Annotated in this window: 29 protein-coding genes; 19 read left to right on the forward strand and 10 right to left on the reverse strand. The window is 72.6% G+C overall.

Annotation, left to right across the window (positions count from 1 at the left end; translation table 11 throughout):
* Positions 1–128: 128 nt before the first annotated feature.
* The gene (locus AC4IJH_RS32715) at positions 129–737 is read left to right on the forward strand and encodes a DUF6328 family protein (RefSeq protein ID WP_490855555.1); all 609 of its coding nucleotides are present in this window, start codon (positions 129–131) and stop codon (positions 735–737) included.
* On the opposite strand, the gene AC4IJH_RS32720 is transcribed toward AC4IJH_RS32715, so the two are convergent.
* Positions 676–1,311 carry a LysE family translocator gene (locus tag AC4IJH_RS32720; RefSeq protein WP_490855556.1) on the reverse strand — a complete coding sequence of 212 codons (636 nt, stop codon included), beginning with the start codon at positions 1,309–1,311 and terminating at the stop codon, positions 676–678. The two genes, AC4IJH_RS32715 and AC4IJH_RS32720, sit on opposite strands and share 62 nt — an antisense overlap.
* 74 nt (positions 1,312–1,385) lie before the next feature.
* Between AC4IJH_RS32720 and AC4IJH_RS32725 the strand changes: the two genes are divergently transcribed.
* On the forward strand, positions 1,386–2,300 hold the full coding sequence (locus AC4IJH_RS32725; protein WP_490855557.1) for a LysR family transcriptional regulator: 915 nt from the start codon (positions 1,386–1,388) through the stop codon (positions 2,298–2,300).
* Positions 2,301–2,433: 133 nt separating this feature from the next.
* On the opposite strand, the gene AC4IJH_RS32730 is transcribed toward AC4IJH_RS32725, so the two are convergent.
* Positions 2,434–2,862: an ATP-binding protein gene (locus AC4IJH_RS32730; protein WP_490855558.1), complete on the reverse strand. Its 429-nt coding sequence runs from the start codon at positions 2,860–2,862 to the stop codon at positions 2,434–2,436.
* A gap of 278 nt (positions 2,863–3,140) precedes the next feature.
* On the opposite strand from AC4IJH_RS32730, the gene AC4IJH_RS32735 reads away from it, so the two are divergent.
* Both AC4IJH_RS32735 and AC4IJH_RS32740 read left to right on the forward strand, forming a co-directional pair.
* Entirely contained in the window at positions 3,141–4,010 is an 870-nt protein-coding gene (locus AC4IJH_RS32735) for a helix-turn-helix domain-containing protein (protein ID WP_490855559.1), read from the forward strand.
* Between the two features lie 30 nt (positions 4,011–4,040).
* Positions 4,041–4,274, forward strand: a complete 234-nt coding sequence (locus tag AC4IJH_RS32740) for a DUF397 domain-containing protein (protein ID WP_490855560.1) — start codon at positions 4,041–4,043, stop codon at positions 4,272–4,274.
* Positions 4,275–4,286: 12 nt separating this feature from the next.
* Here the strand turns inward: AC4IJH_RS32740 and AC4IJH_RS32745 are convergent, their stop codons facing one another.
* Positions 4,287–5,492 carry an 8-amino-7-oxononanoate synthase gene (locus AC4IJH_RS32745; RefSeq protein ID WP_490855561.1) on the reverse strand — a complete coding sequence of 402 codons (1,206 nt, stop codon included), beginning with the start codon at positions 5,490–5,492 and terminating at the stop codon, positions 4,287–4,289.
* 146 nt (positions 5,493–5,638) lie between these two features.
* Here AC4IJH_RS32745 and bioB point away from each other — a divergent pair, with 146 nt between their 5' ends.
* The 3 genes from bioB to bioD are packed head-to-tail and all read left to right on the forward strand — an operon-like array spanning position 5,639 to position 8,885.
* Positions 5,639–6,847, forward strand: a complete 1,209-nt coding sequence (bioB, locus tag AC4IJH_RS32750) for a biotin synthase BioB (RefSeq protein WP_490855562.1) — start codon at positions 5,639–5,641, stop codon at positions 6,845–6,847.
* A complete protein-coding gene (locus tag AC4IJH_RS32755; RefSeq protein WP_490855563.1) occupies positions 6,840–8,168 on the forward strand; it encodes an adenosylmethionine--8-amino-7-oxononanoate transaminase in 1,329 nt (442 codons plus the stop codon). The genes bioB and AC4IJH_RS32755 overlap by 8 nt, the downstream gene beginning before the upstream one ends.
* Positions 8,169–8,183: 15 nt before the next feature.
* On the forward strand, positions 8,184–8,885 hold the full coding sequence (gene bioD / locus AC4IJH_RS32760) for a dethiobiotin synthase (protein WP_490855564.1): 702 nt from the start codon (positions 8,184–8,186) through the stop codon (positions 8,883–8,885).
* A gap of 64 nt (positions 8,886–8,949) precedes the next feature.
* Here the strand turns inward: bioD and AC4IJH_RS32765 are convergent, their stop codons facing one another.
* Positions 8,950–10,158 (reverse strand): helix-turn-helix domain-containing protein, encoded by a 1,209-nt coding sequence (locus AC4IJH_RS32765; protein WP_490855565.1) that lies wholly within the window; start codon positions 10,156–10,158, stop codon positions 8,950–8,952.
* A 93-nt stretch (positions 10,159–10,251) separates the two neighbouring features.
* On the reverse strand, positions 10,252–10,455 hold the full coding sequence (locus AC4IJH_RS32770; RefSeq protein ID WP_490855566.1) for a hypothetical protein: 204 nt from the start codon (positions 10,453–10,455) through the stop codon (positions 10,252–10,254).
* A gap of 912 nt (positions 10,456–11,367) precedes the next feature.
* Here AC4IJH_RS32770 and AC4IJH_RS32775 point away from each other — a divergent pair.
* Positions 11,368–12,345, forward strand: a complete 978-nt coding sequence (locus AC4IJH_RS32775) for a carbohydrate-binding protein (RefSeq protein WP_490855567.1) — start codon at positions 11,368–11,370, stop codon at positions 12,343–12,345.
* 25 nt (positions 12,346–12,370) lie between these two features.
* Here AC4IJH_RS32775 and AC4IJH_RS32780 read toward each other — a convergent pair whose 3' ends face one another.
* Complete coding sequence (locus tag AC4IJH_RS32780; protein ID WP_490855568.1) at positions 12,371–12,949, reverse strand: hypothetical protein; 579 nt, start codon at positions 12,947–12,949, stop codon at positions 12,371–12,373.
* Between the two features lie 256 nt (positions 12,950–13,205).
* Here AC4IJH_RS32780 and AC4IJH_RS32785 point away from each other — a divergent pair, with 256 nt between their 5' ends.
* Positions 13,206–13,901 (forward strand): class I SAM-dependent methyltransferase, encoded by a 696-nt coding sequence (locus AC4IJH_RS32785; protein WP_490855569.1) that lies wholly within the window; start codon positions 13,206–13,208, stop codon positions 13,899–13,901.
* Positions 13,902–13,919: 18 nt separating this feature from the next.
* On the opposite strand, the gene AC4IJH_RS32790 is transcribed toward AC4IJH_RS32785, so the two are convergent.
* Together AC4IJH_RS32790 and AC4IJH_RS32795 are read right to left on the reverse strand one after the other, a co-directional pair.
* Complete coding sequence (locus AC4IJH_RS32790) at positions 13,920–14,291, reverse strand: fic family toxin-antitoxin system, toxin component (protein WP_490855570.1); 372 nt, start codon at positions 14,289–14,291, stop codon at positions 13,920–13,922.
* Positions 14,288–14,551 (reverse strand): hypothetical protein, encoded by a 264-nt coding sequence (locus AC4IJH_RS32795; RefSeq protein ID WP_490855571.1) that lies wholly within the window; start codon positions 14,549–14,551, stop codon positions 14,288–14,290. Before AC4IJH_RS32795 ends, AC4IJH_RS32790 begins: the two co-directional genes overlap by 4 nt.
* 217 nt (positions 14,552–14,768) lie before the next feature.
* On the opposite strand from AC4IJH_RS32795, the gene AC4IJH_RS32800 reads away from it, so the two are divergent.
* From AC4IJH_RS32800 to AC4IJH_RS32825, 6 genes are all read left to right on the forward strand, one after another.
* Positions 14,769–15,440, forward strand: coding sequence for a M15 family metallopeptidase (locus AC4IJH_RS32800; RefSeq protein WP_490855572.1), 672 nt, complete (start codon positions 14,769–14,771; stop codon positions 15,438–15,440).
* A gap of 263 nt (positions 15,441–15,703) precedes the next feature.
* Entirely contained in the window at positions 15,704–16,546 is an 843-nt protein-coding gene (locus AC4IJH_RS32805; RefSeq protein ID WP_490855573.1) for an ABC transporter ATP-binding protein, read from the forward strand.
* A gap of 83 nt (positions 16,547–16,629) precedes the next feature.
* Positions 16,630–17,517, forward strand: coding sequence for a TIGR03621 family F420-dependent LLM class oxidoreductase (locus tag AC4IJH_RS32810; protein WP_490855574.1), 888 nt, complete (start codon positions 16,630–16,632; stop codon positions 17,515–17,517).
* 85 nt (positions 17,518–17,602) lie between these two features.
* Positions 17,603–18,028 carry a GNAT family N-acetyltransferase gene (locus AC4IJH_RS32815; protein WP_490855575.1) on the forward strand — a complete coding sequence of 142 codons (426 nt, stop codon included), beginning with the start codon at positions 17,603–17,605 and terminating at the stop codon, positions 18,026–18,028.
* 178 nt (positions 18,029–18,206) lie between these two features.
* Positions 18,207–19,550, forward strand: a complete 1,344-nt coding sequence (locus tag AC4IJH_RS32820; RefSeq protein ID WP_490855576.1) for a hemolysin family protein — start codon at positions 18,207–18,209, stop codon at positions 19,548–19,550.
* Positions 19,547–20,566: a hemolysin family protein gene (locus AC4IJH_RS32825; RefSeq protein WP_490855577.1), complete on the forward strand. Its 1,020-nt coding sequence runs from the start codon at positions 19,547–19,549 to the stop codon at positions 20,564–20,566. The genes AC4IJH_RS32820 and AC4IJH_RS32825 overlap by 4 nt, the downstream gene beginning before the upstream one ends.
* Positions 20,567–20,621: 55 nt before the next feature.
* On the opposite strand, the gene AC4IJH_RS32830 is transcribed toward AC4IJH_RS32825, so the two are convergent.
* Positions 20,622–20,840 carry a DUF2283 domain-containing protein gene (locus AC4IJH_RS32830; protein ID WP_490855578.1) on the reverse strand — a complete coding sequence of 73 codons (219 nt, stop codon included), beginning with the start codon at positions 20,838–20,840 and terminating at the stop codon, positions 20,622–20,624.
* 71 nt (positions 20,841–20,911) lie between these two features.
* Positions 20,912–21,913 carry a DUF4258 domain-containing protein gene (locus AC4IJH_RS32835; protein WP_490855579.1) on the reverse strand — a complete coding sequence of 334 codons (1,002 nt, stop codon included), beginning with the start codon at positions 21,911–21,913 and terminating at the stop codon, positions 20,912–20,914.
* 155 nt (positions 21,914–22,068) lie between these two features.
* Between AC4IJH_RS32835 and AC4IJH_RS32840 the strand changes: the two genes are divergently transcribed.
* From AC4IJH_RS32840 to mug, 4 genes are all read left to right on the forward strand, one after another.
* Positions 22,069–22,851, forward strand: coding sequence for an SGNH/GDSL hydrolase family protein (locus AC4IJH_RS32840; RefSeq protein ID WP_490855580.1), 783 nt, complete (start codon positions 22,069–22,071; stop codon positions 22,849–22,851).
* Positions 22,852–23,122: 271 nt separating this feature from the next.
* Positions 23,123–24,061, forward strand: a complete 939-nt coding sequence (locus tag AC4IJH_RS32845) for an ATP-grasp domain-containing protein (protein ID WP_490855581.1) — start codon at positions 23,123–23,125, stop codon at positions 24,059–24,061.
* A gap of 262 nt (positions 24,062–24,323) precedes the next feature.
* Entirely contained in the window at positions 24,324–25,766 is a 1,443-nt protein-coding gene (gene purB / locus AC4IJH_RS32850; RefSeq protein ID WP_490855594.1) for an adenylosuccinate lyase, read from the forward strand.
* 1 nt (position 25,767) lies between these two features.
* Positions 25,768–26,334 (forward strand): G/U mismatch-specific DNA glycosylase, encoded by a 567-nt coding sequence (mug, locus tag AC4IJH_RS32855; protein WP_490855582.1) that lies wholly within the window; start codon positions 25,768–25,770, stop codon positions 26,332–26,334.
* The last annotated feature ends 12 nt before the right edge of the window (positions 26,335–26,346 follow it).

Consider the following 26,346-nt stretch of genomic DNA (forward strand, 5'->3'; position numbering starts at 1 on the left):
GATGCCCGTCCCGCACCCCCCTCCACCCCGCCCTTCGCCGGGCCGCCCGCGCCGCGGCGCGCCGGGCCCCGGGGCGTCGCCCGTAGCGCACCGGGACTGATCCTGGCCCCGGCGGTTACCCGGCGGGCATGAGACTGCCCAGCGGCCGCCCCGGCGGCCCCTTTGGACCGCGGCAGCCGGCCGACGGCGCCGACTCCGCGGGCACCGGTGCATGCCAGGGCCGTGACGAGACGCCCATGGAGCGCTACGACCGCAACTTCGCCGAGCTGCTGCAGGAGTTGAGGGTGCTGCAGACCGGCGTGCAGATCCTGTTCGCGTTCCTGCTGACGCTGGCGTTCACTCCCCGCTTCATGGCCCTGGACGCGGTGCAGCGCACCACCTATGTGTCCACACTGCTGATGGCCGTGCTCTCCGCGGTGCTGCTGACGGCGCCCGCCGCGGTGCACCGGGTGCTGTTCCGGCGGGGGGCCAAAGCACTGATCGTCTCGGTGTCCTCACGGCTGACGGCGATCGGCATGGCGGTGCTGGCGCTGTCCCTGTCGGGCGCCGTGCTGCTGGTCGTGGACGTGGTGCTCGGGCGCGGCGCCGGGGTGGCGGCGGGCATCGCCACGCTGGCGGTGTGCGGCGGGCTGTGGGCGCTGCTGCCCTTCGTGCTCGGACACCTCAACGGCCACGTCAGGCCAGCAGCGGATCCAGCAGCAGGGCCGCCCCCAGACAGGTCAGCAGCGCCCCGGTGACCGCCTCCAGGGCACGGGCGGTACGGGGGCGGCGCAGCCAGGTGCCGAGCCGGTCCACCAGCAGTGCCACCGCCGGGAACCACACCAGGGCCAGGGCGACGACGAGCCCGGCGAGCAGCAGCGTGCGGGGCACGGCGGGCTCGCCCGCCGGGACGAACTGCGGCAGCAGGCTGAGGAAGAGCACCGGGGCCTTGGGGTTGAGCGCGTTGGTCAAAAAGCCCTGGCGCAGTCCGTGCGCGGCGCCCTGCGGGGCTGCCGGAGCGGCCTCGTGTGCCGCGTCGGCCGCGGGCCTGCGCACCACCGCGGCCAGCGACCGGGCGCCGAGGTACAACAGATAGGCGCCGCCCAGGAGTTGGACGGCGCGGAAGAGCGCGGGTACGGCGACGAGCACGGCGGCCAGGCCCGCCACCGCCAGCGCGGTGTGCACCAGCAGCCCGCCCGCGACCCCGACGGCGGTCGCCACCCCCGCCCGGCGCGAGCCCAGTGCGTTGCGCACCACGACCGCGAAGTCCGCGCCCGGCATGGCGACCATGCCCGCGGCGACTCCGGTGAAAGTGATCAGCTGCCCGTCCATGGCTCCAGCCTCTCCCCCGGAAGCCTTTAATGGGTATTGGCAATGTTCTTGGTCTGCCTTAAGAGGTTCTTTGTATGTACGACCCGACGCGGCTGGCCGCCCTGGTGGCGGTGGCCGAGGCCGGTTCGATCACCCGGGCCGCGGCCCGGCTCGGCTACACCGCCCCGGCGCTCTCCCAGCAGCTGGCCAAGCTGGAGCGGGAGGCGGGCACCGCGCTGCTGGTGCGCCACCACCGCGGGGCGCGCCTGACGGCGGCCGGTGAGCTGCTGCTCGTACGGGCCAGGCGGGTGCTGGACGAGCTGGACCAGGCGCGGCACGAGCTGAACCGGCTCACCGGGCTGGCGGGCGGCCGGCTGCGGGTGGGGACCTTCATGACGGCGGGCATGCATCTGCTGCCGCCCGCGCTCAGCGCGTTCCGCCGCGCGCACCCGGACGTGGAGCTGAGCGTGGCGGAGTACACCCCGCCCGCGGGGACGCAGGCGGTGGCGCGCGGGGAGATGGATCTGGCGCTGACCCACGCCTACGAGCCCGGGGAGGAGCTGCCCGTGCCGGAGGGGGTGCTGGTGGAGCCGCTGCTGACCGAGGAGCTGGTGCTGGTCACCGCGCCCGGCCATGCGCTGTCGGCCGGCGCGGGGCGGCTGCCGCTGGCCGCTCTGGCGGGCCAGCCGCTGGTGCGCATGGCGCCCGCCGACCCCAATCGGCGGGCTCTGGAGGCGGCGCTGGCCGAGGCGGGGGCGAGCGAGGCGGTGCGCTGTGAGACGCCGAGTTACGCGGTGGTGTGCGCGCTGGTCAGCGCGGGGCTCGGGGTGGCCGTGGTGCCGCAGATGATGGCGAGCGGGTCGGTGACGCCGCTCGGCACGCGGCTGCTGGACCCGCCGCGGCTGCGGCGGGTGATCTCGGTGGCCTACCGTCCGGGCGCCGGCGATCCGGCGGCCCAGACTCTGCGCGCGCTGCTGCGCGGGGCGTTCGCCCGGAACGTGTCCCCGTAGCGGGCCCGCCCGGCGCCTGGGTGCACCGGCCCCGCGTAACGTTTCCGCGCGGCACCCCGTGCGCGGCGCGCTCTTGTCGACCAGCGCTCTTGTCGACCAGCACTCTCGTCAGCCAGCGCCCTTCCAGGGCGGGTCAGGGGACGGCGACGGTCCACGGCAGGACGATCCAGACGGTCTTGCCGCCCGCGGCGGTGGGGACGACCATGAGTCTGCCGCCCGACTCGGCGGTCAGCGAGCGGATGATGACCATGCCGCGGCCGTTGTCCTGCTGTACGGCGGCGGGCAGCCGCTGGGGCCAGCGCGGGTGACTGTCGGTGACGCCGATGCGCAGTTGTTCGTCCCGGTCGAGCCGGACCTCGACGGTGAAGGTCGGCGAGAGGCCGAAGGTGTGCTGCACGGCGTTGGTCGCCAGTTCGGAGACGATCAGCCGGATGACGTCCGCCGCCTCCGCTTCGGCCGGCAGGCCCCATTCGGCGAGGACACCCGTAACGTATCTGCGGGCGAGGGTGACCGAGCCCGGGGCGCTCGGCAGGGTGAGTGAGGATTCCTGGTGGTCTGCCATCGCGACGTCGTCCCTTTCCCAGCCGAAGCCCGGCCCCGGGTCCGGTTCCGGCACGCTGCCGAGGAAGCCTGGACACCGAATCCGCTTCGGAGTGCTGCTTTGCGCCAGACTGCCACTCATGCTGCCGTTGTTGTGGGCCATCCACCACGATGTGCATATATCTGTCGCCCGAAGCGGTGAACTCTGCTACGCGAGACCGGATTTGGGCGGCACACTGACCCTCCGAAGCCGGGCACGCACACCACACTGCCGACCGTGATGAACCGCGAGGAGGGGATATGCAGTACGGGCCCGCGGTGCGCCGCCGCAAACTGGGCGAGGAGTTAAGGCGCCAGCGTTCGCTGGCCGGACTCACCAGTGGCGAGGCGGCCCGCCTGGTGGGCTGGCACCAGTCCAAGGTGAGCCGGATCGAGACCGGCCGCAGCGGGGTCAAACCAGCAGACGTACAGCGCCTGTTGGACGCCTACGCCGTCGGCGACGCGGAGCTGCGCGCCCTGCTCGCCGCGCTGTGCGGGGGCGACGCGGGCGACGAGGGCGGGGCGGTCCGGCGCGGCTGGTGGCACACCTACCGCGACCTGCTGCCGCCCGCCTACCGGGACTTCATCGCCCTGGAGGCGGAGGCGTGCCGCGCCCGCACCCTGGAAACGACCGTGATCCCCGGGCTGTTGCAGACCCCCGACTACGCACGCGCGGTGACCCGTGCGGCGCTCTCCGGGCTGCCGCACAAGCAGATCGACGCTCTGGTGGACGTGCGGACCGCACGGCAGGCGGTGCTGCACGGCAGACGCCCGCTGGCGCTGTGGGCGGTGCTGGACGAGGCGGTACTACGCCGCGAGGTCGGCGCCCCCGGAGTGATGAACGCTCAACTAAAGCATCTTCTCGAGGTGGCTCAACTGCCGCATGTGCGGATCCAAGTGCTGCCGTTCTCGTCCGGCGTTCACATCGGCATCACCGGACCTTTCGTTATCTTCTCTTTTCCGCTCATTGCCGACCTGGATGTGGTTGTTCTCGACCATTTGACGAGTAGCCTCTACCTGGAACGGAAAGAAGACCTCAGGGCGTACAGCGACGCTTTCGACACGCTGCGGGGGCGCGCCCTCTCGTACGGGAAGTCGTCGGATTTCATTGCCAGGATCGCCGGGGCCTGACCGTCCCGCGATGGCGCACGAGGAGGCACCATGTCAGCACTGCCTCGGTACGTACCCTCCAGCACCGCTCTCACCGGCATTCACTGGCGGCGCAGCAGCCGCAGCACCGGAATGAACAACTGCGTCGAGACGGCCCTCGTCCAGGGCCGGCTCGCCGTGCGCGACTCCAAGGACGTCTCAGGACCGGCCGTCCTGTTCACCCCTGACGCATGGAGCGCCTTCCTCACCCAGGTGAGCAACCCCCTTCTCACGAACGAGAGCTGACCCATTGCTGTATCAGGCGGTCGGCGCGGTCCCCACGATCACGTCGACCGCCTCCTGGATCTGACGGTCGCTCAGGTCGGCGCGGGCGGTCAGCCGTAGCCGGGAGATGCCGTCGGGCACCGACGGCGGCCTGAAGCAGCCCACCACCACTCCGGCCGTGCGGCAGTCGGCCGCCCACGCGAGGGCCGCCTCGGGCGAGGGGGCCCGTACCGACACCACCGACGCGTCGGGGTGGTGCGCCGCCAGCCCCTCGGCCGTCAGGCGCCGGTGCAGTTCGCGGGCGACCTCCCGGGCCCGCAGGGCGCGCTGCGGCTCACGGCGCAGCAGGCGCAGCGCGGCCAGCGCGCCGCCCACCGCCGCGGGGGCCAGCCCGGTGTCGAAGATGAAGGTGCGGGCCGTGTTGACCAGATGCTCGATCACCCGCGCCGGGCCCAGGATCGCGCCGCCCTGGCTGCCCAGGGACTTGGAGAGCGTGACGGTGGCCACCACGTCGCCCTCCCCCGCCAGCCCCGCCGCGTACGGCGCGCCCCGGCCGCCGTCGCCCAGGACGCCGAGCCCGTGCGCGTCGTCGATCAGCAGCGCGGCACCGAACTCCCGGCAGACGCGGGAGAGTTGGGGCAGCGGAGCGGCGTCGCCGTCGACGGAGAAGACCGCGTCGGTGACGACCACCGCGCGCCCCTCGAAGCCGTCCAGGGTCTTGCGTACCGCTTCGGGCGCGGCGTGCGGCACCACCGCGGTCTCCGCTCGGGAGAGCCGGCAGCCGTCGATGAGGGAGGCGTGGTTGCCCGCGTCGGAGACGATCAGCGTGCCGCGGGCGGTGAGCGCGGTGACGGCGGCGAGGTTCGCGGCATAGCCGGAGGAGAGCACCAGGGCCGCCTCGAAGCCGCAGAACGCGGCGAGTTCGGCCTCCAGCCTGGCGTGCAGTTCGGTGCTTCCGGTCACCAGGCGCGAGCCGGTGGCGCCCGCGCCCCAGCGGTGCGCGGCCTGTGCCGCGCCGCGCGTGACCTCGGGGTGCCGGGTCAGCCCCAGATAGTCGTTGCTCGCCAGGTCCAGCAGCCCGAAGTCCACCGGCCGTGGCCGGAGGGTGCGCACCAGGCCCTGGTCGCGGCGGTGCCGGTGCGCCTGGTCCAGCCAGTCGAAGGCCCGCCCGGGGCCGCGGTCGAAGGCGGGGGCGCTGACGGGCTCCGCGCCGTGCGCGCGGGAGGGATCCTGGGGCATCGGCTTCCTTGCTGTTTGTGGGCTGTCGATAGACGTTAGCGGTCGTTACGTTCGCTCACAGTGTGGCAATGCCCACAGGGCGATCGGGTGCTGTTGTGGGATTCCTCCATTGGCCGGGGGTGATGCCGTGAGCCAAGATCGGCGCCATGGACCTGCTGAACGCTCTGGTGGACAAGGGGTTGCGGCGCGAGCTGCCGACCCGCGAAGAGGCCCTCGCCGTACTGGCGACCTCCGATGACGACCTGCTCGATGTGGTGGCCGCGGCCGGAAAGGTACGCCGCCAGTGGTTCGGACGGCGGGTGAAACTCAACTATCTGGTCAACCTCAAGTCCGGGCTGTGCCCCGAGGACTGCTCGTACTGCTCGCAGCGCCTGGGCTCCAAGGCGGAGATCCTCAAGTACACCTGGCTCAAGCCGGACGAGGCCACCCGGGCCGCTGCCGCCGGCGTGGCGGGCGGCGCCAAGCGCGTCTGCCTGGTGGCCAGCGGGCGCGGGCCCACCGACCGCGACGTGGACCGGGTCTCCGAGACCATCGCGGCCATCAAGGAGCACAACCAGGACGTCGAGGTGTGCGCCTGCCTCGGGCTGCTCTCCGACGGGCAGGCCGCGCGGCTGCGCGAGGCCGGCGCGGACGCCTACAACCACAACCTGAACACCTCCGAGGCCACCTACGGCGACATCACCACCACCCACACCTACGCCGACCGCGTCTCGACCGTCCAGCAGGCGCAGGCGGCGGGCATGTCGGCCTGCTCGGGGCTGATCGCGGGCATGGGCGAGAGCGACGCCGACCTGGTGGACGTGGTCTTCTCGCTGCGCGCCCTGGACCCGGACTCGGTGCCGGTCAACTTTCTGATCCCCTTCGAGGGCACGCCACTGGCCAAGGAGTGGAACCTCACCCCGCAGCGCTGCCTGCGCATCCTGGCGATGGTGCGCTTCGTGTGCCCGGACGTGGAGGTACGCCTGGCCGGCGGGCGCGAGGTGCATCTGCGCTCGATGCAGCCGCTGGCCCTGCACCTGGTCAACTCCATCTTCCTGGGCGACTACCTGACCAGTGAGGGCCAGGCGGGCAAGGACGACCTGGCGATGATCGCGGACGCGGGCTTCGAGGTGGAGGGCACCGACACCACGACGCTGCCCCGGCACCGCGCGGACGCGCTCGCGGGCGGCTGCGGCGGGCACGGCACCGAGGCCGGGGGCCGCTCGGGGCACACCGGCGGCTGCGGGCCGTGCGGGGACGGCGCGGGCCAGGACTCCGGGCACGCGCCCGCCGACGTCCCGCCCCAGGAGGCCCGTACGGACCTGGTCGCGGTGCGCCGCCGCGGCGCGGGGACGGAGCTGCCGCCCAATGCCTGAGCACCTCACCGCACCCGCGCCCGGGCAGCTTCCCCCTCAGGAGCTGGTGGCGCTGGACCGGCAGCACGTCTGGCACCCGTACGGCCCCATGCCCGGCCGCCAGGACCCCCTGGTCGTGGACTCCGCCTCCGGGGTACGGCTGCGGCTGGCCGAACCGGTGCACGGCGCCGAGGAGTTGGTGGACGGCATGTCGTCCTGGTGGTCGGCCGTGCACGGCTACAACCACCCCGTGCTCAACGAGGCCGTGCGCGGCCAGCTGGACCGGATGAGCCATGTGATGTTCGGCGGGCTCACCCACGAGCCCGCCGTGCGACTGTCCAAGCGGCTGGTCGACATCACCCCCGAGCCGCTGGAGCACGTCTTCCTGTGCGACTCCGGTTCGGTGGCCGTCGAGGTCGCCGTGAAGATGTGCCTGCAGTACTGGCGGTCCCTCAACAGGCCTGCGAAGCAGCGCCTGTTGACCTGGCGGGGCGGGTACCACGGCGACACCTGGACGCCGATGTCGGTGTGCGACCCCGACGGCGGGATGCACCACCTGTGGTCGGGGGTACTGCCCCGGCAGATCTTCGCGGACGCGCCTCCCGGCGGCTTCGACGCCCCCGTGGACGAGTCCTACGCCGCCCATCTGCGCGAGATGGTCGCGCGGCACGCCGATGAGCTGGCCGCCGTGATCGTGGAGCCGGTGGTGCAGGGCGCGGGCGGGATGCGCTTCCACTCCCCCGCGTATCTGCGCGTGCTGCGGGAGGCCTGCGACGAGCACGGCGTGCTGCTGGTGCTGGACGAGATCGCCACCGGATTCGGCCGTACGGGAGCCCTGTTCGCGGCCGGTCACGCCGGGATCAGCCCGGATGTGATGTGTCTGGGCAAGGCGCTGACCGGCGGCTATATGTCGATGGCGGCCACGCTGTGCACGGCGGCCGTCGCCGAGGGGATCTCTCAGGGCGAGGTGCCGGTGCTCGCGCACGGCCCCACCTTCATGGGCAATCCGCTGGCCGCCGCGGTCGCGAACGCCTCGATCGAGCTGCTGCTGTCCCAGGACTGGGCCCAGGAGGTCAAGCGGATCGAGACCGGGCTGCGGGCCGGGCTGACGGAGGCCGCCGCCATCGAGGGCGTACGGGACGTGCGGGTGCTGGGGGCGCTCGGCGTGGTCCAGCTGGACCACGCGGTGGATGTGGCCGCCGCGACCCGGGCCGCGGTCCGGCACGGGGTGTGGCTGCGGCCCTTCCGGGATCTGATCTACACCATGCCCCCGTTCATCACCGGTGACCAGGACGTGGCCCGGATCGGGGCCGCGGTGTGCGCCGCGGCCCGCGCGAGCTGAGGAGAACCACCCATCATGTCGGTACTGTTCGTCACCGGGACGGGCACGGAGATCGGGAAGACCGTGACGACGGCGGCGCTCGCCGCGGCGGCGCTCGCCCGTGGCCGGTCGGTGGCGGTGCTCAAGCCCGCCCAGACCGGCGTCGGCCCCGGCGAGGCCGGGGACGTCGAGGAGGTCGCCCGCCTGACCGCGACCGTCGGCCGGGTCACCACGGCCGAACTCGCGCGCTTCCCCGAGCCGTTGGCCCCCGCGACCGCCGCCCGGCGCGCGGGGATGACGCCCGTACACCCCGAGGAGGTGGCCGAGGCCGCCGAGAAGCTGGCCGCCTCGCACGACCTGGTGCTGGTGGAGGGCGCGGGCGGACTGCTCGTACGCTTCGACGCCCGCGGCGGCACCCTGGCGGACGCCGCCCGCCTGACCGGCGCGCCCGTACTACTGGTGGCCCAGTCCGGCCTCGGCACCCTCAACAGCACCACCCTGACCGCCCTGGCCCTGCGCTCCCTGGGCCTGCGGTGCGCCGGGGTCGTCATCGGCAGCTGGCCCGCCGCACCCGATCTCGCCTCCCGCTGCAACCTCGAAGAACTGCCGGAGGCGGCCGGAGCACCGCTCGTCGGCGTGGTGCCCGAGGGGTCCGGAGCCCTGGCTCCGGCGGACTTCGCTTCGGCGGCGCCCAGTTGGCTGGCGCCGGAGCTGGGCGGGACGCGCGTAAGTCTCTGAGAGGTCATCAGGACCCTCTGGAGACAGGCGGGTTGGCTTCTGCTACGGGGCGGGGGCGGCGGGCTCAGGCCGGTCCGCCGCCGCTCGTTCCGACGGGGCGGCAGGGGCAGGCGACCGCCCCTTTGGCGGCGGCGGTGCAGTGGACGAAGTCCGTCGTACCGCAGCCCCGGCAGCGGACCTGTACGCGTACCTCGCCCGTCTCGCTGTGCACCCGCAGCTCGCGCAGCAGGTCGAAACCGGCGGCGTGCAGCCCCGGCCAGCCGTCCTCGGGCAGGCAGTCCGGCTCGGGCCACAGGAGGTCCTCGGGACACGAAGGGTCCTCGGGGCACACGAGGTCCTCTTCCGCCTCGGCCCGGTCCGCCTGCTCCTCGTCCGCCGGTGACGGCGCGGTCCGGTGCGGCGGGGCGCCGGGCATCCACTGCGGGCCGTCGGGAGTCCACTCGAACTTCAGGTGCAGCCCCCGGTACATGTCCGGTGTGTCGGGCCTGCGTTGGCGTGGCACGCCGGTGCCCCGCCCGCCCGCGCCGTCGCGGCGGGCCACATCCGCCGAGGGGCGGTGCGCCGTCCAGTACCCCTCCTGGCCGGTGCCGTCCAAGGACCGCTCCGCCCCGCACGCGCCGTCCCTCCCCGGTGCCACCGGATTGACGATCATCATCAGCGAGATCCGCTGCCACGCCGCCGACCAGGCACGCACATCGGCCCGCTTGCCGCCGCAGGCGCGTACGAAGGACTCCACGAAGGCGAGCCGGGGCAGGCTCTCCCGGCGCAGCACGTCGCTGATGGTGCTGACGGGCAGCCGGGGCCCGGAGTGCGGCGCCTGCCGGCTGCGCCGGGAGATCTGTTCCATCGTCAGATCGGCCCAGGTTCTCAGGATGCACAGCTCGCGGACGAAGGCCGCCGGGGTGTCGGCCTGCTCGGGGTCGGCGGCGGGGGCGGTGGTGGCCGGGACGCTCGGCCGCGCGTGGCGGGCGCGGCGGCGGGTACGGCCGGCGGGCTCCCCCCGGTCCTGCGCCATCGCCTGGTTCCACAACTCCAGCCACTGGTCGAGGTCTTCACCGCTGCCCAGGCTGGCGAGGTAGGCCTTGACCACACCCCAGCTCGGTACGCGCTGCCCGCTGGCCGCTTTGGACAGCGTGCTGTGCGTGTACGGGCACAGCGCCGCCATGGTGCGGTAGCCGGGCATTCCGGCTCGTTCACGGGCCGCGCGCAGGGCGGCGGCGAAGCGCCCGGCAGGGGTGTCGTCGGAGTCGATCTCTTTCTGGGGGCGCCCCATGGGGTGATCTCCGGTTTTCTGTTCGGCGCCGGGCGGCCGGCACCGGTCGTACGGACCGGCGCCGGCCGCTGGAGATGACGGACAAGGGGCCGTTCAGATCCGGGGACGCACAACTGCCTGGGCCCGTCGGCCCACTTCGAGGGCGGACACGGACACCAGGTACACGAGCGTGACCGCGTGGGCGGGGGCGTGCCCCGCGTACAGCAGCGCGAGGAGCCCGGTGGTGAAGACGAGGACCACGATGACGATGACCACGGCCGGGGCCGACAGGGCCGCGGGGGGAATGAGGCGTGCCATAGAACCTTCCGTTCGGTGCGAGCTAGCCCGACTCCGCCGGAGTGTCAGAACGGTGTCGGGCAATTGCCGTTGCCCGGCCCCAGCCGTCCGGAGGAGTGAATTCGCCAATGATGCACCCGACCCCAAGCCGCTCACAACCAACACCGGATCCACAAATGACATGACCTTTGGGTAAAGGTTCCTGACTCCCTGACATTTCCCAAGATCGGGAACCTTTTACCCTCCACAAGCGTTTCTTGTTTCACGGCATCCGGCAGCATCCGGATCGGACTCCCGGACGAGTTACGGAAAACAAAGAAACAACTCCAGCCGCAGGTCAGCGCGGCACGTTCGTCCGACGGCATACGACCGGGCACGAGACATTTGACATCACGCCGGAAACAACTGCTAATGGGCAAGGATTACCTGCCCTGCCGCAAGGGCGGTGGTCAACAAGGAGGCGTCTGCTAGCCCGGACAATTCCGTTTGGTTGCCAGGGGCGTTGCCGCGCGCCTGGCACGCGGGGGCCACGAGAGCTATGTCCCGGATGACGGGTTTTATAGCCGCTTACACCCGCGCCCATCAGCCCGGCCCGTTCCGCGCGGGCCGGGCCCGGGGCGCCTGGTGCCACATGGCCAAAATCAAACTCCTGTGCCTGAAAGTACTCCTGGGGCTCTTGACACCACTGTGAATGTCATGGACATTCCCACCGTTTGAGGTCCGTCGCGTCCCGCCGTTCAGCGCGCCGCGACGCGCCCTGAGCAGCGCATCCACCCACCCCAGCACCGCCCGTGCGCCGCCGCACCGGGCCGTCCGGCCTTCAGGAGACCCATGAACGCCCCCTTACGCCCCCGCGCCGGCACGCACATCCGCCCCCACCGACGCCTGACCGGCCCTCTCGGCAGACACTTCACCAGATACCCGGAGAGACCCGTGCCCGGCCGGGCCACCCGCCAACGGGCGTCACTGGCCTCGGTCGTGGTCACCGCGCTCACCGCGCTGACCGGTCTCGCCGCCCTGGGCCCGGTCGCCTCCGCCGACGTCCCGGCCGCTCCCGTGCCCCCTCCCGGTGCCCCGCACCGCGGCGCCGTGGCGAGCCGGACGTACGAGCCGGGCCAGGACGCCGGCCGCGACCGCGCGGTCCGCGCCTTCGCCGAGGGCCGCCGGGCCGAGAGCGCGCACTCGCCCGCCCGCACTCCGGGCACCGCCCAGATCACCCACACCAGGTGGGGTCTCTCCCCTCGGCTCACCCACACCAGGTGGGGTCTCTCCCCTCGGCCCGGCACCCACGACGGCCTCATGGCCACCCACAGCGTCGCCCCGGACCACCGCGTCTTTGACAGCGAGACCTTTACCTACGCCCCCACCATCAAGGCGCAGAACTCCTGCGTGGAGGTGGTCACCTCCTACTGGGACAGCGGCAGCGAGATCTGGGCCTGGGACTGGTGCGGCACCGGCGGCCCCGCCAGGATCCTCACAATCGACGCGGACTTCCTGGCGACGTACACGACCACCGCGAGCGGCAGGCCCGCCTACAGCGTGCAGTTGGTGCGCGACGAGGCGGCGGCCAACCACTGGTCCTCCTACCTCTACAACCACCGCACCGGCAGCTGGGACCTCCTCTTCCGCCAGTCCGGCAGGGACCGGAGCGGCCTGGACCACGGCTGGGACGTGTTCGAGAGCTACACAACGGCCAACCCCGCCACCGGAGTTGACGCCCGCTGCGCCGAAGCCCGGCACGCCGTCTTCGACAGCAGCGGCGTCCTCCTCCGCGACCAGGACACCTGGAAGCCGGCCACCCCCGCCAACTCCCCCTCGGCCGAACCCAATTCCCGAGGCCGCGATTCCCTCTGCCCATCCCCGAAGTTCCTCCGGACGGGCGCGGACGACCACTGGACGGTGCGTCAGTAGCCGCCCGGCGCACGGCGGGAGCGGGTCACCGACGCTGCTGCCCGTGGACATGGCGCGTGACCCAGCCGCGGCGCACCTCCCAGGTGCCGCCCTCCGCGGTCGCGCCGCGCAGCCCGTCCAGGACACCTGGCCCGGCGAGCGCGGGCAGGCGGGAGTCCTGGAGCGAGGCGAAGGCGACGGTGCGGGCGGGGTCCCAGCCGGTGCTGTGCCGCAGCCGGCGGACGAGCTGCGCGAAACCGAGCGGGGCCGCGGCCACCACCCAGGCGTCCGGCGCCTGCGCGGTCAGCCGCCGCGCCGGGCGCAGCCACGACGCCGCGCTCTCGGGCCAGTCGGCCACCGCCACCACCTGCCCGCCCCGCTCCCGCCAGACCGCGGCGAACGCCTCGACGGCCGCGCGGGAGGCGTCGTCGCGGCCGTGGCCGAGTGCGATGGCCTCGACCCTCGGCCGGTCGATCGTCAACAGGCCCAGTACACCTGCCAGTTCGGCCTCGGTATGCGGCCGGGGCGCAGGCAGCTCGCCGTACGCCGCCGCCTCGGCCACACCGATACGCGGCGAAGCGGACGGCTCCCGCGGGGAACGGGGCAGTGGGATGTTCTCGTCCATGGTCGGTTCGCTTCCTCACCCGGGGTCCGACCGCTGTCGCCGGTCCCCTCCTGCGTCATCACGCCTCCACTCTCGGGCGCTCCCACCGCGGTCCGCTGGCGGTAAACGGACGCGGTGTCCGGCGCCCCGGGCGGCGGGAGGGCGGTACCCGCTCGTCGCCAGGGGTCCCCGCAGGCCCTCGTGGCGGGACACTGGTGGCGGTGGCATCGGGCAGACGGCGGCGGGCGGGTGGCCGTCGGCGACGAAGGGACGGGGCATGGTGCGGCGCGGGAGAAGTCAGCGGGACCTTGTCCATCACCCCGTTTTCGCGCGGGTGTACGCGAAGTACGCGCCGGTGGCGGATCAGCGGGCCGGGGTGGCGGAGTTGCGGCGTGAGCTGCTGGCGGGGCTCTCGGGGCGGGTGATCGAGGTGGGAGCGGGAACGGGGCTGAATTTCCCGTACTACCCGCGGGGGGTCAGTGAGGTGGTGGCGATCGAACCGGAGCGCTTTCTGCGGCGTACGGCGCTGACCGCGGCGGCGCACGCGGACGTCCCGGTGGATGTGGTGCCGGGCGCGGCCGAGGCGCTGCCGGTCAAGAGCGAGGCGTTCGACGCGGCGGTGGCGTCGCTGGTGCTGTGCTCCGTACGGGATGTCGCGCGCACGCTGGCCGAGTTGCGGCGGGTGCTGCGGCCGGGCGGTGAGCTGCGGTTCCTGGAACACGGGCGGGCGCGCGGCCGTGCTTTCGCGGCGGTGCAGTGGTCGCTGGACCGCACGGTCTGGCCGCTGCTGATGGGCGGCTGCCACACCTGGCGGGACCCGGTGCCCGCGGTCCGGGCGGCGGGCTTCGACGTCGTCGACCTGCGGCGGCTGCGGGTGCCGGAGCGCGGGGTGGCGCTGCCGTCCTCCCCTGCGGTGCTGGGGACGGCGCGGCGCCGGGGCGCGGGCGGGGAAGGGCCGGGGCCGTTGCTCTGAAACCGGGTACAAGCCCCGTCAGACCATCCACCTGCGCAGTTCCTCGGCTATGGTCCGGACGTCCGCCGTGTCCTGCTTGACGAGGCGGGCCAGGTCGCGGACCCGCTCGGGCGAGGTGGCGACCTTCATGCCGCTGGCGATCAGATAGCCGTAGGCGACGGCGGTGGCGAACATGGCGTTGGAGTGTTCCAACGCGGGGATTTTGAGCAGGAGTTGGAGAAGGCAGGCGGCACGGTCGGTGGGTTCGGTGTAGACCGGGACGCCGAAGATCTCCGCTTCGTGCCGGCTGACGGCGGCCACCAGGGCGCCCCAATCGGCGACTTGAGGGTCACCAGGGGTGTTCTTCTCGGCGACCAGAAGGAGCCAGGCGAGGTCGATGCGGAGGGTCACTGCGCGCCCGGCTGTCCCTTCCGGTCCGCGGGTCCGCGCCGCCCCGCCGGTTCCGCGCCGAACTCCTGGGCGAAGAGGGGTTCGTACTGCTTCATGAAGTCGGCGGCGGCCTCGACGAAGCTACGGCCCGCCTCCCCCGCGTCCCTGAGGACCAGCTCTTCGATGTACCGGTTCACGCTCACTCCCCGCTGCAGGGCGCGCTCCCGCGCCGCTTCCGCGGTGGCCTCGTCCACTCGGACGTTCAGCTGGGTCTTCGCCACGTTTCCACGCTAGCGCGGGCGCGCTAGCAGCGGCAAGGGCGGCAGATACCGCGGGATGCCCGGCGAGGACCGCTCCGTACCAAGATCGAGCGGTCTTCGCCGTCCGCGCCCTATGCACTCCCCAACATCATTATTCTCATTGCCCCTTGGCCTTCGCGCGGGAGTTCCCGGCCCGCGCGCCCTGGGCCCGTCCGCTCGCGAAAGGACCCCGACCCCCGTGACCACACCCAATGTTGTCCTGATCAGCGATCCGCGCGTGGCCGCCGTCCCGTTGCGCGAGTGCGGCGAGCCCCTGGTGGACTGCCGCGGGCTGCTGCGGGTCGACGGACGGCGCAGCGACCCCGCGGGCGACTGGGCCCATCTGCGGTCCGCCGTCGCCCAACGGCTGCTCCAGGCACAGAAGTTACTGCCCGAGGGGCTGCGGTGGCTGCTGGTGGAGGGCTATCGCTCCCCCGCCCTGCAGCAACGCGTCTTCCGGGACTACGAGCAGCGCCTGCGCGGCGACCTGCCGTCGGCTTCCGAAGAGCAGATCCAGGCGGCGGCCACGCGCTGGGTGGCACCCCTGGAGACCGCCGGGCACACCGCGGGCGCCGCGGTCGACCTGACGCTGTGCACCGGGGACGGCGTCGAGCTGGACATGGGCTGCCCCGAGGCGGCCACGCCCGAGGAGAGCGGCGGCGCGTGCTACACCTACGCCGCGGATCTGCCCGAACAGGCCCGCAGGAACCGGGCGTTGATGGTCGGCGCGCTCACCGCCGCGGGGCTGGTCAACTACCCCACCGAGTGGTGGCACTGGTCGTACGGGGACCGCTACTGGGCCTGGGCCTCGGCCTCCCCGCACGCCGTGTACGGCCCGCTCGACCGCGCGGGCACGCCTCCCCCTGCGTGACGCCCGCCTTCGCCGTCCGGCCCGCCCCCGCCGCGTACCGCTTGCGCGCCGGCAGGCGTACCACCCCGCGCCGCCCCTCCCTTCAGGGGCGGCGCCCCGTACCCCTGAAGGGCCTCGTCCTCCCGGAGGAGGACGCGAAAGCCCGGCGGCCGGGCCCACAGGGGGATGCCGCGCACCCCGCACCTCGCTTACTGTCGTGCGCCATCGAGGAGTTCACGCCGAGCCGACGCTCCACCGACACACCCTCATACCGGGAGGCGGTCGTGTCCACATCGACGGCAGGGGTCCGGGGCAGGCCTGCGGCCGCCCGGGCAACCGCACTGACCAAGACCTACGGCTCGGGCGAGACCCGCGTGGTGGCGCTGGACGGCGTGGACGTGGCCATAGAGCGGGGCCGTTTCACTGCGGTGATGGGGCCCTCGGGGTCGGGCAAGTCCACGCTGATGCACTGCCTGGCGGGGCTGGACACCGTCTCGGCGGGACGGGTGTGGCTGGGCGAGCGCGAGATCACGGGCCTGGGCGACCGGGAGCTGACGCGGCTGCGCCGGGACAGCGTGGGCTTCATGTTCCAGTCCTTCAACCTGCTGCCCACCCTGACGGCGGCGGAGAACATCACCCTCCCCCTGGACATCGCGGGCCGCACCCCGGACCGGGAGTGGCTGCGCCGGGTCGTCGACACCCTCCATCTCGCCGACCGGCTCGGCCACCGCCCCTCCCAGCTCTCCGGCGGGCAGCAGCAGCGGGTGGCGTGCGCGCGGGCTCTGGCCTCCCGCCCCGAGCTGATCTTCGCGGACGAGCCGACCGGCAACCTGGACTCCCACTCGGGCCTGGAGGTGCTGCGCTTCCTGCGCGAGGCGGTGGACCGGCTGGGGCAGACAGTGGTGATGGTCACCCACGACCCGGGCGCCGCCGCCCACGCCGACCTGGTCATCTTCCTCGCCGACGGCCGCGTCGTGGACGAGATGGAGCGGCCGGGCACACAGGCCGTACTGGAGCGCATGCAGATCTTCTCCCGGGACACTCCCCTGCCGTACAAGAACAGCGCGCCGCACGAGGACGGCGCCCGGCTCGGAACCGGCCTGCCGCACCAAGAGCCGCACCCTTGAGCAGAAGGTTCGATCCCAGGCGAACCATCTGATTGAATGGGCGCGCGCCACAACCGGCGCACACCGTTTCTCAAGGGGGTTCCATGACAAGGCCGTTCCGCTTCGGCGTCAACATGCTCACGCTGGACACGGGGGCCGCCTGGCGCGACAAGTGCCGCCGGGCCGAGGAGCTGGGCTACGACGTCATCCTCGTACCGGACCACCTGGGCATGCCCGCTCCCTTCCCCGCGCTGATCGCGGCGGCCGAGGCCACCGAGCGCCCGCGCGTGGGCACCCTCGTACTGAACGCGGGCTTCTGGAACCCCACCCTGCTGGCCCGCGAGGTGGCGACCACCGACGCGCTGACGGGCGGCCGCCTGGAGCTGGGGCTGGGCACCGGATATGTACAGGCCGAGCACGAGCGCGCCGGCCTGCCCTGGGGCACGGCGGGCGAGCGGGTGGACCATCTGGTGCGCACGGTCCAGGAGTTGGACCGCCTGCTGCCCGACCCGGAGCACGCGCCACGGCCCGCGCAGCAGCCCCGCCCGCCGCTGCTGATCGGCGGCAGCGGCCCGCGCATGCAGCGGCTGACGGCCAAGTACGCGGACATCGCCGGCTTCACCAGCACCCGGCCGGCCGCCGGCAAACCCAACGGCGTCGAGCTGGCCCCGCTGGAGGAGATCGCCGCGTCCGTCGCCCGCTACCAGGGCTTCGCCGCCGAGCGCGAGACGCCCGCCGAGCTCAACTCCCTGGTCCAGCAGGTCGTGGTCACCCACGACCGCCGGGCGGTGGCCCGCGAGATAGCAGGCCACGACGCCGGCCTCACCGCGGAGCAGGCCCTGGAGGTACCCAACCTGCTCATCGGCACCCCGGCGCAGATGGCGGAGCAACTGCGCGAGCACCGCGAGCGGTTCGGCTTCTCCTACATCACCGTCCTCGACCAGTCCCTGGAGGACTTCGCCCCGGTCGTCGAGGAGCTCAAGGGCAGCTGACCTCAAGGGCGGCCGACGGGGCGGCGGCCGTCCGCTCCATGAAACGCCCTCGCCGCCACGGCCCGCCCGGTGGTGGAATACGGCCATGGACGATCTTCGAATACGGCCCGCCGCGGCGGCCGACCTGGACGCCGTACTCGCCTTCTGGAAGACCGCGGCGGAGGGCACCAGCATCAGCGACGACGGCGACGGGGTCGCCCGGCTCATCGCCCGCGACCCCGGCGCCCTGCTGCTGGCCGAGCGCGGCGGCGAGCTGGCGGGCACCGTGATCGCGGGCTTCGACGGCTGGCGGTGCTCCCTGTACCGCCTCGCGGTGCACCCCGCCCATCGCCGCCAGGGGATCTCCCGCGCGCTGCTCGCCGCCGCCGAGGAGCGCTTCGTGGCCCTGGGCGGGCGGCGCGGCGACGCGATGGTGCTGGACGACAACGAGCTCGCCCACCACGCCTGGCAGGCCGCCGGTTACGCCCCCGAGCCCCAGTGGAGCCGCTGGGTCAAGCACCTGGTCTCCTGATCCGACGCACCCGCATCTTCTCTTTTGCACACGCTTTACCATGGATGCAGACAACATCCCCGAGCGAAAGGTGTGAGCGTCCAGCCATGGGCGAGCCTCCTAGTTGTAGTTGCAGTCCGGTACGACCACACAGCGCGAACCTCCCGTTCCTGTTCGATCATGGAATGGAGGTGACCCGATGACCGAGCTGCTCCTCCTGGCCCTGGCTCTCCTGCTCACGCTGGCCTGCGGCATCTTCGTCGCGGCCGAGTTCTCGCTGACCACCATCGAGCGCAGTGATCTGGAACGCGCCGTCGAGCGCGGCGAGCGCGGTGCGGACAGTGCCCTGAAGGCCGTACGAAGCCTGACCTTCCAGCTCTCCGGCGCCCAGCTGGGCATCACGGTGACCGGGCTGGTCATCGGCATGATCTCCAAGCCGTCCATCGCGACGTTGCTGGCCGGACCGCTGGATGCCATGGGCCTGCCCAGGTCCGCGGCCGACTCCACCGCGCTGGTCCTGGGCACGGCCGTCACCACCATCGTGCTGATGGTGATCGGCGAGCTGGTGCCCAAGAACTGGGCGATCTCCAGCCCGCTGCCCGTCGCCAAGCGCGTGGCCACCGCCCAGCGCGGCTTCAGCGCCACCTTCCGGCCGCTGATCGGGCATCTGAACAACACCGCCAACCGCATGATCCGGCGGATGGGCCTGGAGCCCGCCGAGGAGCTGGCCTCCGCCCGCGGCCCGCAGGAGCTGGTCGCGCTGGCCCGCCACTCCGCCAAGGAGGGCGCGCTGGAGGCCGACACCGCCGACCTGTTCGTGCGCACCCTCACCCTCGCCGACCTCACCGCGGAGAACGTCATGACGCCGCGCGTGCAGGTCACCGCGCTGGACATGCTCTCCACCGCGGAGGACGTGGCCGCCGCCACCCGCGCCACCGGACTGTCCCGCTTCCCCGTCTACCGCGGCAGCCTGGACTCCGTGGTCGGTGTGGCCCACATCAAGGACGTCCTGGCCATACCCGCCGAGGAGCGCCACCGCAAGCCGGTCGCCGACCTGCTGCGCGAGCCGCTGCTCGTACCGGAGACGCTGCCCGTCGACCGGCTGCTGGACCAGCTCTCGGGCAAGCGCACCATGGCCGTGGTCATCGACGAGTACGGCGGCACGGCCGGCGTGGCCACCCTGGAGGACATCGTCGAGGAGGTCGTCGGCGAGGTCCGCGACGAGCACGACCCGATGGAGACCCCCGACCTCGCGCCCGCGGGGACGGACGAGGAGGGCCGGGCCGTCTACGACGCCGACGGCGCCGCCCGCACCGACCAGCTCCAGGGCATCGGCCTGAAGCTGCCGGAGGGCCCGTACGAGACCCTGGCCGGCGTGATCGCCACCGAACTCGGCCGTATCCCCGCCGAGGGGGACAGCCTGGAGATCGCCGGCTGGCGCATGGACGTGGTGGACGCCTCGGGCCGGCGCGCGGCGCAGGTGCTGCTGCACGCGCCGCTGCCCGGTGAGGCCGCCGACACCGCCCAGGAGGCCCGCCGATGACTGCGATCCAGCTCATCGTCGGCCTGCTCACGCTGGTCGTCAACGCCTTCTTCGTGGGCGCCGAGTTCGCGCTGATCTCGGTGCGCCGCAGCCAGATCGAGCCGTACGCGGAGAGCGGCAACCGCCGTGCCCGCAGCGTCATTTGGGGCCTGGAGCACGTCTCCGCGCTGATGGCGGCGGCCCAGCTGGGCATCACGCTGTGCACCCTGGTGCTGGGCGCGGTCGCCGAACCGGCCATCGCGCACCTTCTGGAGCCGGTCTTCCACGCGGTCGGCATGCCGCAGCCGCTGATCTACCCGATCTCCTTCGCCATCGCGCTGGCCCTGGCCACGTACCTGCACATGCTCTTCGGCGAGATGGTGCCGAAGAACATCGCGCTGGCCGAGCCGGTGCGCACCGCCCTGGCGCTGGGCCCGCCGCTGGTCACCCTGACCCGCGCGCTGCGCCCGGTGATCTTCGCGGTCAACGCCTTCGCCAACGGGCTGCTCAAGCTGCTGCGCGTGGAGGCCAAGGACGAGGTCGCGGCGACCTTCTCGGACGACCAGCTCGCCAAGATGGTGGACGACTCCGGCGCGGCCGGACTGCTGGACGACCGCGCCAGGGAGCGGCTGCGGGACGCCCTTGAGCTGGGGCGCCGCCCCGTCAAGGACGTGGTGCTGCCGGTGGAGAAGGTGGTCTCGGCGCGGCTGGGCATCACCCCTGAGGGCCTGGAGCACCTGGCCGGCAGGTCCGGCTTCTCGCGCTTCCCGGTCGTCGACAACGCCGGCCGCATCCTGGGCTATCTGCACGTCAAGGACGCCCTGGACGCCGCGCCGCGGGACATGCCCTTCCCCGTCTCGCAGATGCGCAGCATCGCCCGCGTACGGGCCGCGACGCCGCTGGACGACGTACTGACCGCGATGCGCGCCTCCAGCACCCACCTCGCCGCCGTCCTCGGCGAGGACGGCCGCCTGGCGGGCCTGGTCACGATGGAGGACGTCCTGCGCGAACTGGTCCTCCAGCGCCCGTCCGTCTGACGCCCGGCGCCGGCCCCCACTGCACGTGGGGGCCGGCGTTCTTCCAGCCGGGCTTTCAGGCGGTCCCCGCCGCCCCCAGCGTCGCGGGCCTCAGCGCCCGTCCCGCCCCCAGCACCTCCAGGCCCAGCAGCCGCCCCTCGCGGTCGAAGTCGAGGATGATCTCGGCCTGCCCGGCGGGCGGTGTGACCGAGACCTGCGAGATTGCCTCGCCCTCTTTGATGGCGTCGAGGTAGACATAGGCCGAGTCGTTCTGCGGATCGTGCTCAATGCGCACAGCAAGGCTCCCAACGTGCCGGCGGCGCCGCTGCCGGACGCGGCCCCGCCGTCTTTTCTCCGTCGCGTGTGTCACTTCCATCCGACCGAGACGACATTCCCCTCCCGGTTGACCACAACCCAGAACTTCTTGGTCGAGTACTTCGTCGTGCCCGGCGTCCGGCCCGCGCTCTTCCTGCCCACCTTCACCGCGTGGGCGACCATCTCCTTGCTGATGCCTCGCTGGGCCATCCGGGTCAGCGCGTGCCGGGAGAAGCTGCGGATGCCCTGCATGAGCAGGACCCGGCCGATCAGCAGGGCGACCGGGACGATCCACACGGGGTCGGCGACCACCGGGAAGGCGGTGGCGCGGTGCGGGCGCACGCTCTGCACGATGGTGCTGCCCTCGACCCGGTAGCTGGTGGGTACGGGCCTGCCGTGGGCGTCCTTGGCCCACGGCACGTCGAAGAGGCCGACCAGCGCCTTCCCGTCGCCGTTGGCCCGCGCCGCGTCCTCCTCGCGCTGGCTGCGCCGGTCGAAGTTCTTCACGCCGCGCACGGCCAGGATGCTGCCGTCCTCGGTACGCGCCAGCCGCGCGCCCCTGGGGAGTTGGACGGGGTAGCGGTACTCGCGCGGCGCGGTGGCGTCGTCGAGGGTCACCACGGCCCGCGCGCCCGCGCCCGTGGCCTGGACGCCGACATGGCCGCGTACCCCCGCCTTGGGGTAGACCACGGTGAAGCCGGTGTCCACGCCGGGTACGGACCGGCCCGCGCCGCCCGCGGGGAGGCCGATCCGCACCGACTCGCCCGCCGAGACCACCTCCACCGGCTGGTCGGAGCGCTGCGGGACGAGCACACCCGGACCGCCGTGCTCGTCCTTGGCCGACTGCTGTCTGCCGACCGCGGTGTCGAGCGCGGCCATGGGGATCTTCGCCGGCCCGCCGGTGGCCCGCTCGATCAGCGCGGCGGTACGGCGGGCCAGTTCCTCGTCGTCGGGAGAGGTGGCGGTCGCGGGGACGGCGGCGGCGAGCAGCGCGCCGGTGGTGATGACGGCGACGAGTGCGACGGCGGCACCGTGCGAGGGATTACGGGACATGGGGCGCCCTTCCAGTCGGAAGAAAACGGAACAAAACCCCCATTTCACCTTCCGGAGTCCCCCAAACCCGGAACGTGACGCCCCGCTCCCCTCCTCCCGTATCCCGCCTCCCCGGCCGCCGGGCGGCGCCACGGCCCGATAAGATCGCCCGCGCCATGCAGACCAACGCCACGTACACCAGCTTTGTCGCGGTCGGCGACTCCTTCACCGAGGGCATGTCCGACGAGCTGCCCGACGGCTCCTACCGCGGCTGGGCGGACCTGCTCGCCGCCCGCCTCGCGGCGGACACCCCCGGCTTCCGCTACGCCAACCTCGCGGTACGCGGCAAGCTGATCGGGCAGATCGCCGACGAGCAGTCACGCCCCGCCGCCGAACTGGGCGCGGATCTGATCACCCTGGTCGGCGGGCTCAACGACGTGCTGCGCCCCAAGTGCGACGTGGAGCGGGTGTGCGCCCTGCTGGAGGAGGCGGCCGCGCGACTGGCCCCCAACTGCAAGCAACTGGTCCTGATGCGCAGCCCCGGACGCCAGGGACCGGTACTGGAGCGCTTCCGCCCGCGCATGGAGCGGCTCTTCGCCCACATCGACGACGTCGCCGACCGGCACGGCGCGGTGGTCGTGGACCTCTTCGCCTCGCAGGCCCTGGCCGACCCCCGCATGTGGGCCCAGGACCGCCTCCACCTCAACGCCGAGGGCCACCGCAGAGTCGCCGAGGCCGTCTGGCAGTCCCTCGGCCACACCCCCACCTTCGACTGGAACGCACCGCTCCCCCCGTTCACCCGCCCCAACTGGGCAACCCGCCGCCACGCCGACCTCCGCTTCGCCCGCGACCACCTGGCCCCCTGGATCGCCCGCCGCCTCACCGGCCGCTCCTCCGGCGACGGCCGCCCGCCAAAACGCCCCACCCTCCTTCCGTACGAGCCCCCCACAGCGCCCTGAGCGCTCGCGGCACCCCACAACCGGGCGCGAGGCACGTGACGCAGGCACGCAACGGACGGCGCGATGCCCATCGGGAGCTCAGCGCCCCCTGCGACACCGCCGGTCAAGAGTTTGCCGGTCGGCACGTAGAGTTCATCTCCGTGGCGAGGGACGCCCTCGAGGTCAGGTGACCACGGAGGACCGCGGGTCCGGTGCGGCGTCCCGACCGGGTGCGGCACCGAGGCGAAGCTCCTTGCGGTACTGGTCGTTTCACGGGGATGAAAGCGGTCACATGACGGAGTCGTTACAGCGGTCGCATCCCGATGTCTGGATGCTGGTGCGTGGCCATCCGGCCGAGCCGTTGGGGTCGACGCGGGCGCTGGCCGACGCGCTCACCGCGGCGTACGGCTCGCGCTTTGCCGTCTGGCACACGGACGAACTCCTCTTGGGCGTGCACGACGGGCGGCTGAGCCTGCGCACGCTGATCGGAGAGGAAGTGCCCGCCCCGAAGGTCGTGTGCGTACGGCAGGTACCCGCCTCGATGCACCACGACCGCGAAGTGACCCTCCTGCGGCACGTGGAGCGCATGGGGAGCACGCTCCTCAATTCGCTGGAATCGCATATGACCTGCCGGAACAAGTTCTGGCAGCTGCAGGAACTGGCCGCGGCCGGCCTGCCGGTGCCCGCGTCGCTCTCGTACGCCACAGCGCCGTTGAACGGCGTCGTCCGCACCCCAGGTTTCGAGGTGCCCTGCGTGGTCAAGCCCGTCAACGGCTACCAGGGCAGACAGGTGTCCCTCGCACCGGACCTGCCCACGCTGCGCCGGACGGCCGACCGCGACACCCACGACACGCCCCTCCTCTTCCAGCAGTACGTGGCCCCTTCACACGGACGCGACCTGCGCGTCATCGTCGTGGACGGCGAGCCCGTCGCCGCCGCGGTACGCACCGCGCGCGACGGCGCCCTCGCCTCGAACCTCGCCCAGGGCGGCTCCGCCAGCCTCTGCCGAGGCCGCTACCCCGAGGCCGAGGCCCTCGCGGTCCTGGCCGCGAAGGCCCTGGGCCTCACCATCGCCGGCGTCGACCTCCTCTTCACCGCGACCGACGCCCACACCGTCTGCGAGGTCAACGCGGTCCCGGGCTGGCGCCCGGCAATGACAGCGGTGATCCCCGCCATCACCGCCTGCGTCGACCGCCACCTCCACATGCCCCACCCCCCGGGAACGCCCTAGGTGTATTGCCCTGTGACGTCGCCGGGGCCGGCCCGGCGTGCGCGGCCCTGCCCCGGCGGGCGGGAGGCCGCAATGGTGGCCGTGCCGTACGGCGGCTCGATGGGGTGTGGCAGGGGTGGGGGCGGTGGGGCGGCTTCTCGTGTGTGGCCAGCGGGGTGGGGGTGTGGGGGTGGTCGATGAACCGCTGACCTGGAGTTTCGGTGGCTGCTCCGGGGTGCGGGGGCGGTGTGGGCAGCGGCTAGACTCTGGACACGTGACTGCTGTGTCTGCGAAGCCTCGCATCCCCAATGTCCTGGCCGGCCGCTACGCCTCTACGGAGCTGGCCGTGCTGTGGTCCCCCGAGTACAAGGTCAAGCTGGAGCGCAAGCTGTGGCTCGCGGTGCTCCGTGCGCAGAAGGACCTCGGGGTGGAGGTGCCGGAGCAGGCGCTGGCCGACTACGAGCGGGTCCTGGACACCGTGGACCTCGCCTCCATCGCCGAGCGCGAGAAGGTCACCCGGCACGACGTCAAGGCGCGCATCGAGGAGTTCAACGCGCTGGCCGGGCACGAGCAGGTCCACAAGGGCATGACCTCCCGCGACCTGACCGAGAACGTCGAGCAGCTTCAGGTGCGGCTCTCCCTGGAGCTGATGCGGGACCGTACGGTCGCGGTGCTGGCGCGGCTGGGCAAGCTGGCGGGCGAGCACGCCGAGCTGGTGATGGCGGGCCGTTCCCACAACGTCGCGGCGCAGGCCACGACGCTGGGCAAGCGCTTCGCGACCGCCGCCGACGAGCTGCTGGTGGCCTACGGGCGCCTGGAGGACCTGCTCGCGCGCTACCCGCTGCGCGGCATCAAGGGCCCCGTCGGCACCTCGCAGGACATGCTGGACCTGATGGGCGGCGGCTCCGAGGGCGCCGCCAAGCTGGCCGACCTGGAGCAGCGGATCGCCGCGCACCTCGGCTTCGCGCACGCCTTCACCTCCGTCGGCCAGGTCTACCCGCGCTCCCTGGACTACGACGTGGTGACCGCGCTGGTGCAGCTGGCCGCCGCGCCCTCCTCGCTGGCCAAGACGATCCGGCTGATGGCCGGTCACGAGCTGGTGACCGAGGGCTTCAAGCCCGGCCAGGTCGGCTCCTCCGCGATGCCGCACAAGATGAACACCCGCTCCTGCGAGCGTGTCAACGGCCTGATGGTGATCCTGCGCGGCTACGCCTCGATGGCCGGCGAGCTCTCCGGCGACCAGTGGAACGAGGGCGATGTCTCCTGCTCCGTGGTCCGCCGGGTGGCCCTGCCCGACTCCTTCTTCGCGCTGGACGGTCTCCTGGAGACCTTCCTGACCGTGCTGGACGAGTTCGGTGCCTTCCCCGCCGTCGTCGCCCGCGAGCTGGACCGTTACCTGCCCTTCCTGGCCACGACGAAGGTGCTCATGGGTGCCGTACGCGCCGGGGTCGGCCGGGAGGTGGCCCACGAGGTCATCAAGGAGCACGCGGTGGCCTCGGCGCTGGCCATGCGCGAGCAGGGCGCGGAGCGCAACGAGTTGCTGGACAAGCTGGCGGCGGACGAGCGGATGCCGCTGGACCGGGCGCAGCTGGACGCGCTGATGGCGGACAAGCTGTCCTTCACCGGCGCCGCGGCCGACCAGGTGACGACCGTGGTCTCCCGTATCGAGGAGATCACCAAGCAGCACCCGCAGGCCGCGGCCTACGCCCCGGGCTCCATCCTCTGACATGCGCCTCACCTCTGAGGAGCTCCAGGCCGCTCGCGACCGCCTCGTCCCCGACGTGGCCGCGAGCGGCCTGAACATTCTCTTTTGCGGCATCAATCCCGGTTTGATGTCGGCCGCGACCGGCCACCACTTCGCCCGCCCCGGCAACCGCTTCTGGCCCGTGCTGCACGCCAGCGGTCTCACCCCGCGCCGGCTCGACCCCGCCGAGCAGGGCGAACTGCTCTCCTACGGCCTGGGGATCACCAATGTCGTGGCACGGGCCACCGCCCGGGCCGACGAGCTGGCGCCGGAGGAGTACCGGGAGGGCGGGCGGCTGCTGGCCGAGAAGGTGGCACGGCTGCGCCCGGCGTGGCTCGCGGTCGCCGGTGTCACCGCCTACCGCGTGGCCTTCGACGACAAGCACGCCACGATCGGCCCGCAGCGGCGCACCCTGGGCACCACCCGCATCTGGGCGCTGCCCAACCCCAGTGGCCTCAATGCCCATTGGACGCTGGAGGCGATGGCGCAGGAGTACGGTCGGCTGCGCGCGGCGGCCTTCGAGGGCGAGACCCCTCCCCCGGTCTCCTAACCGCCCCCGGCC

It is taken from the genome of Streptomyces sp. UF-297 (assembly GCF_058245575.1).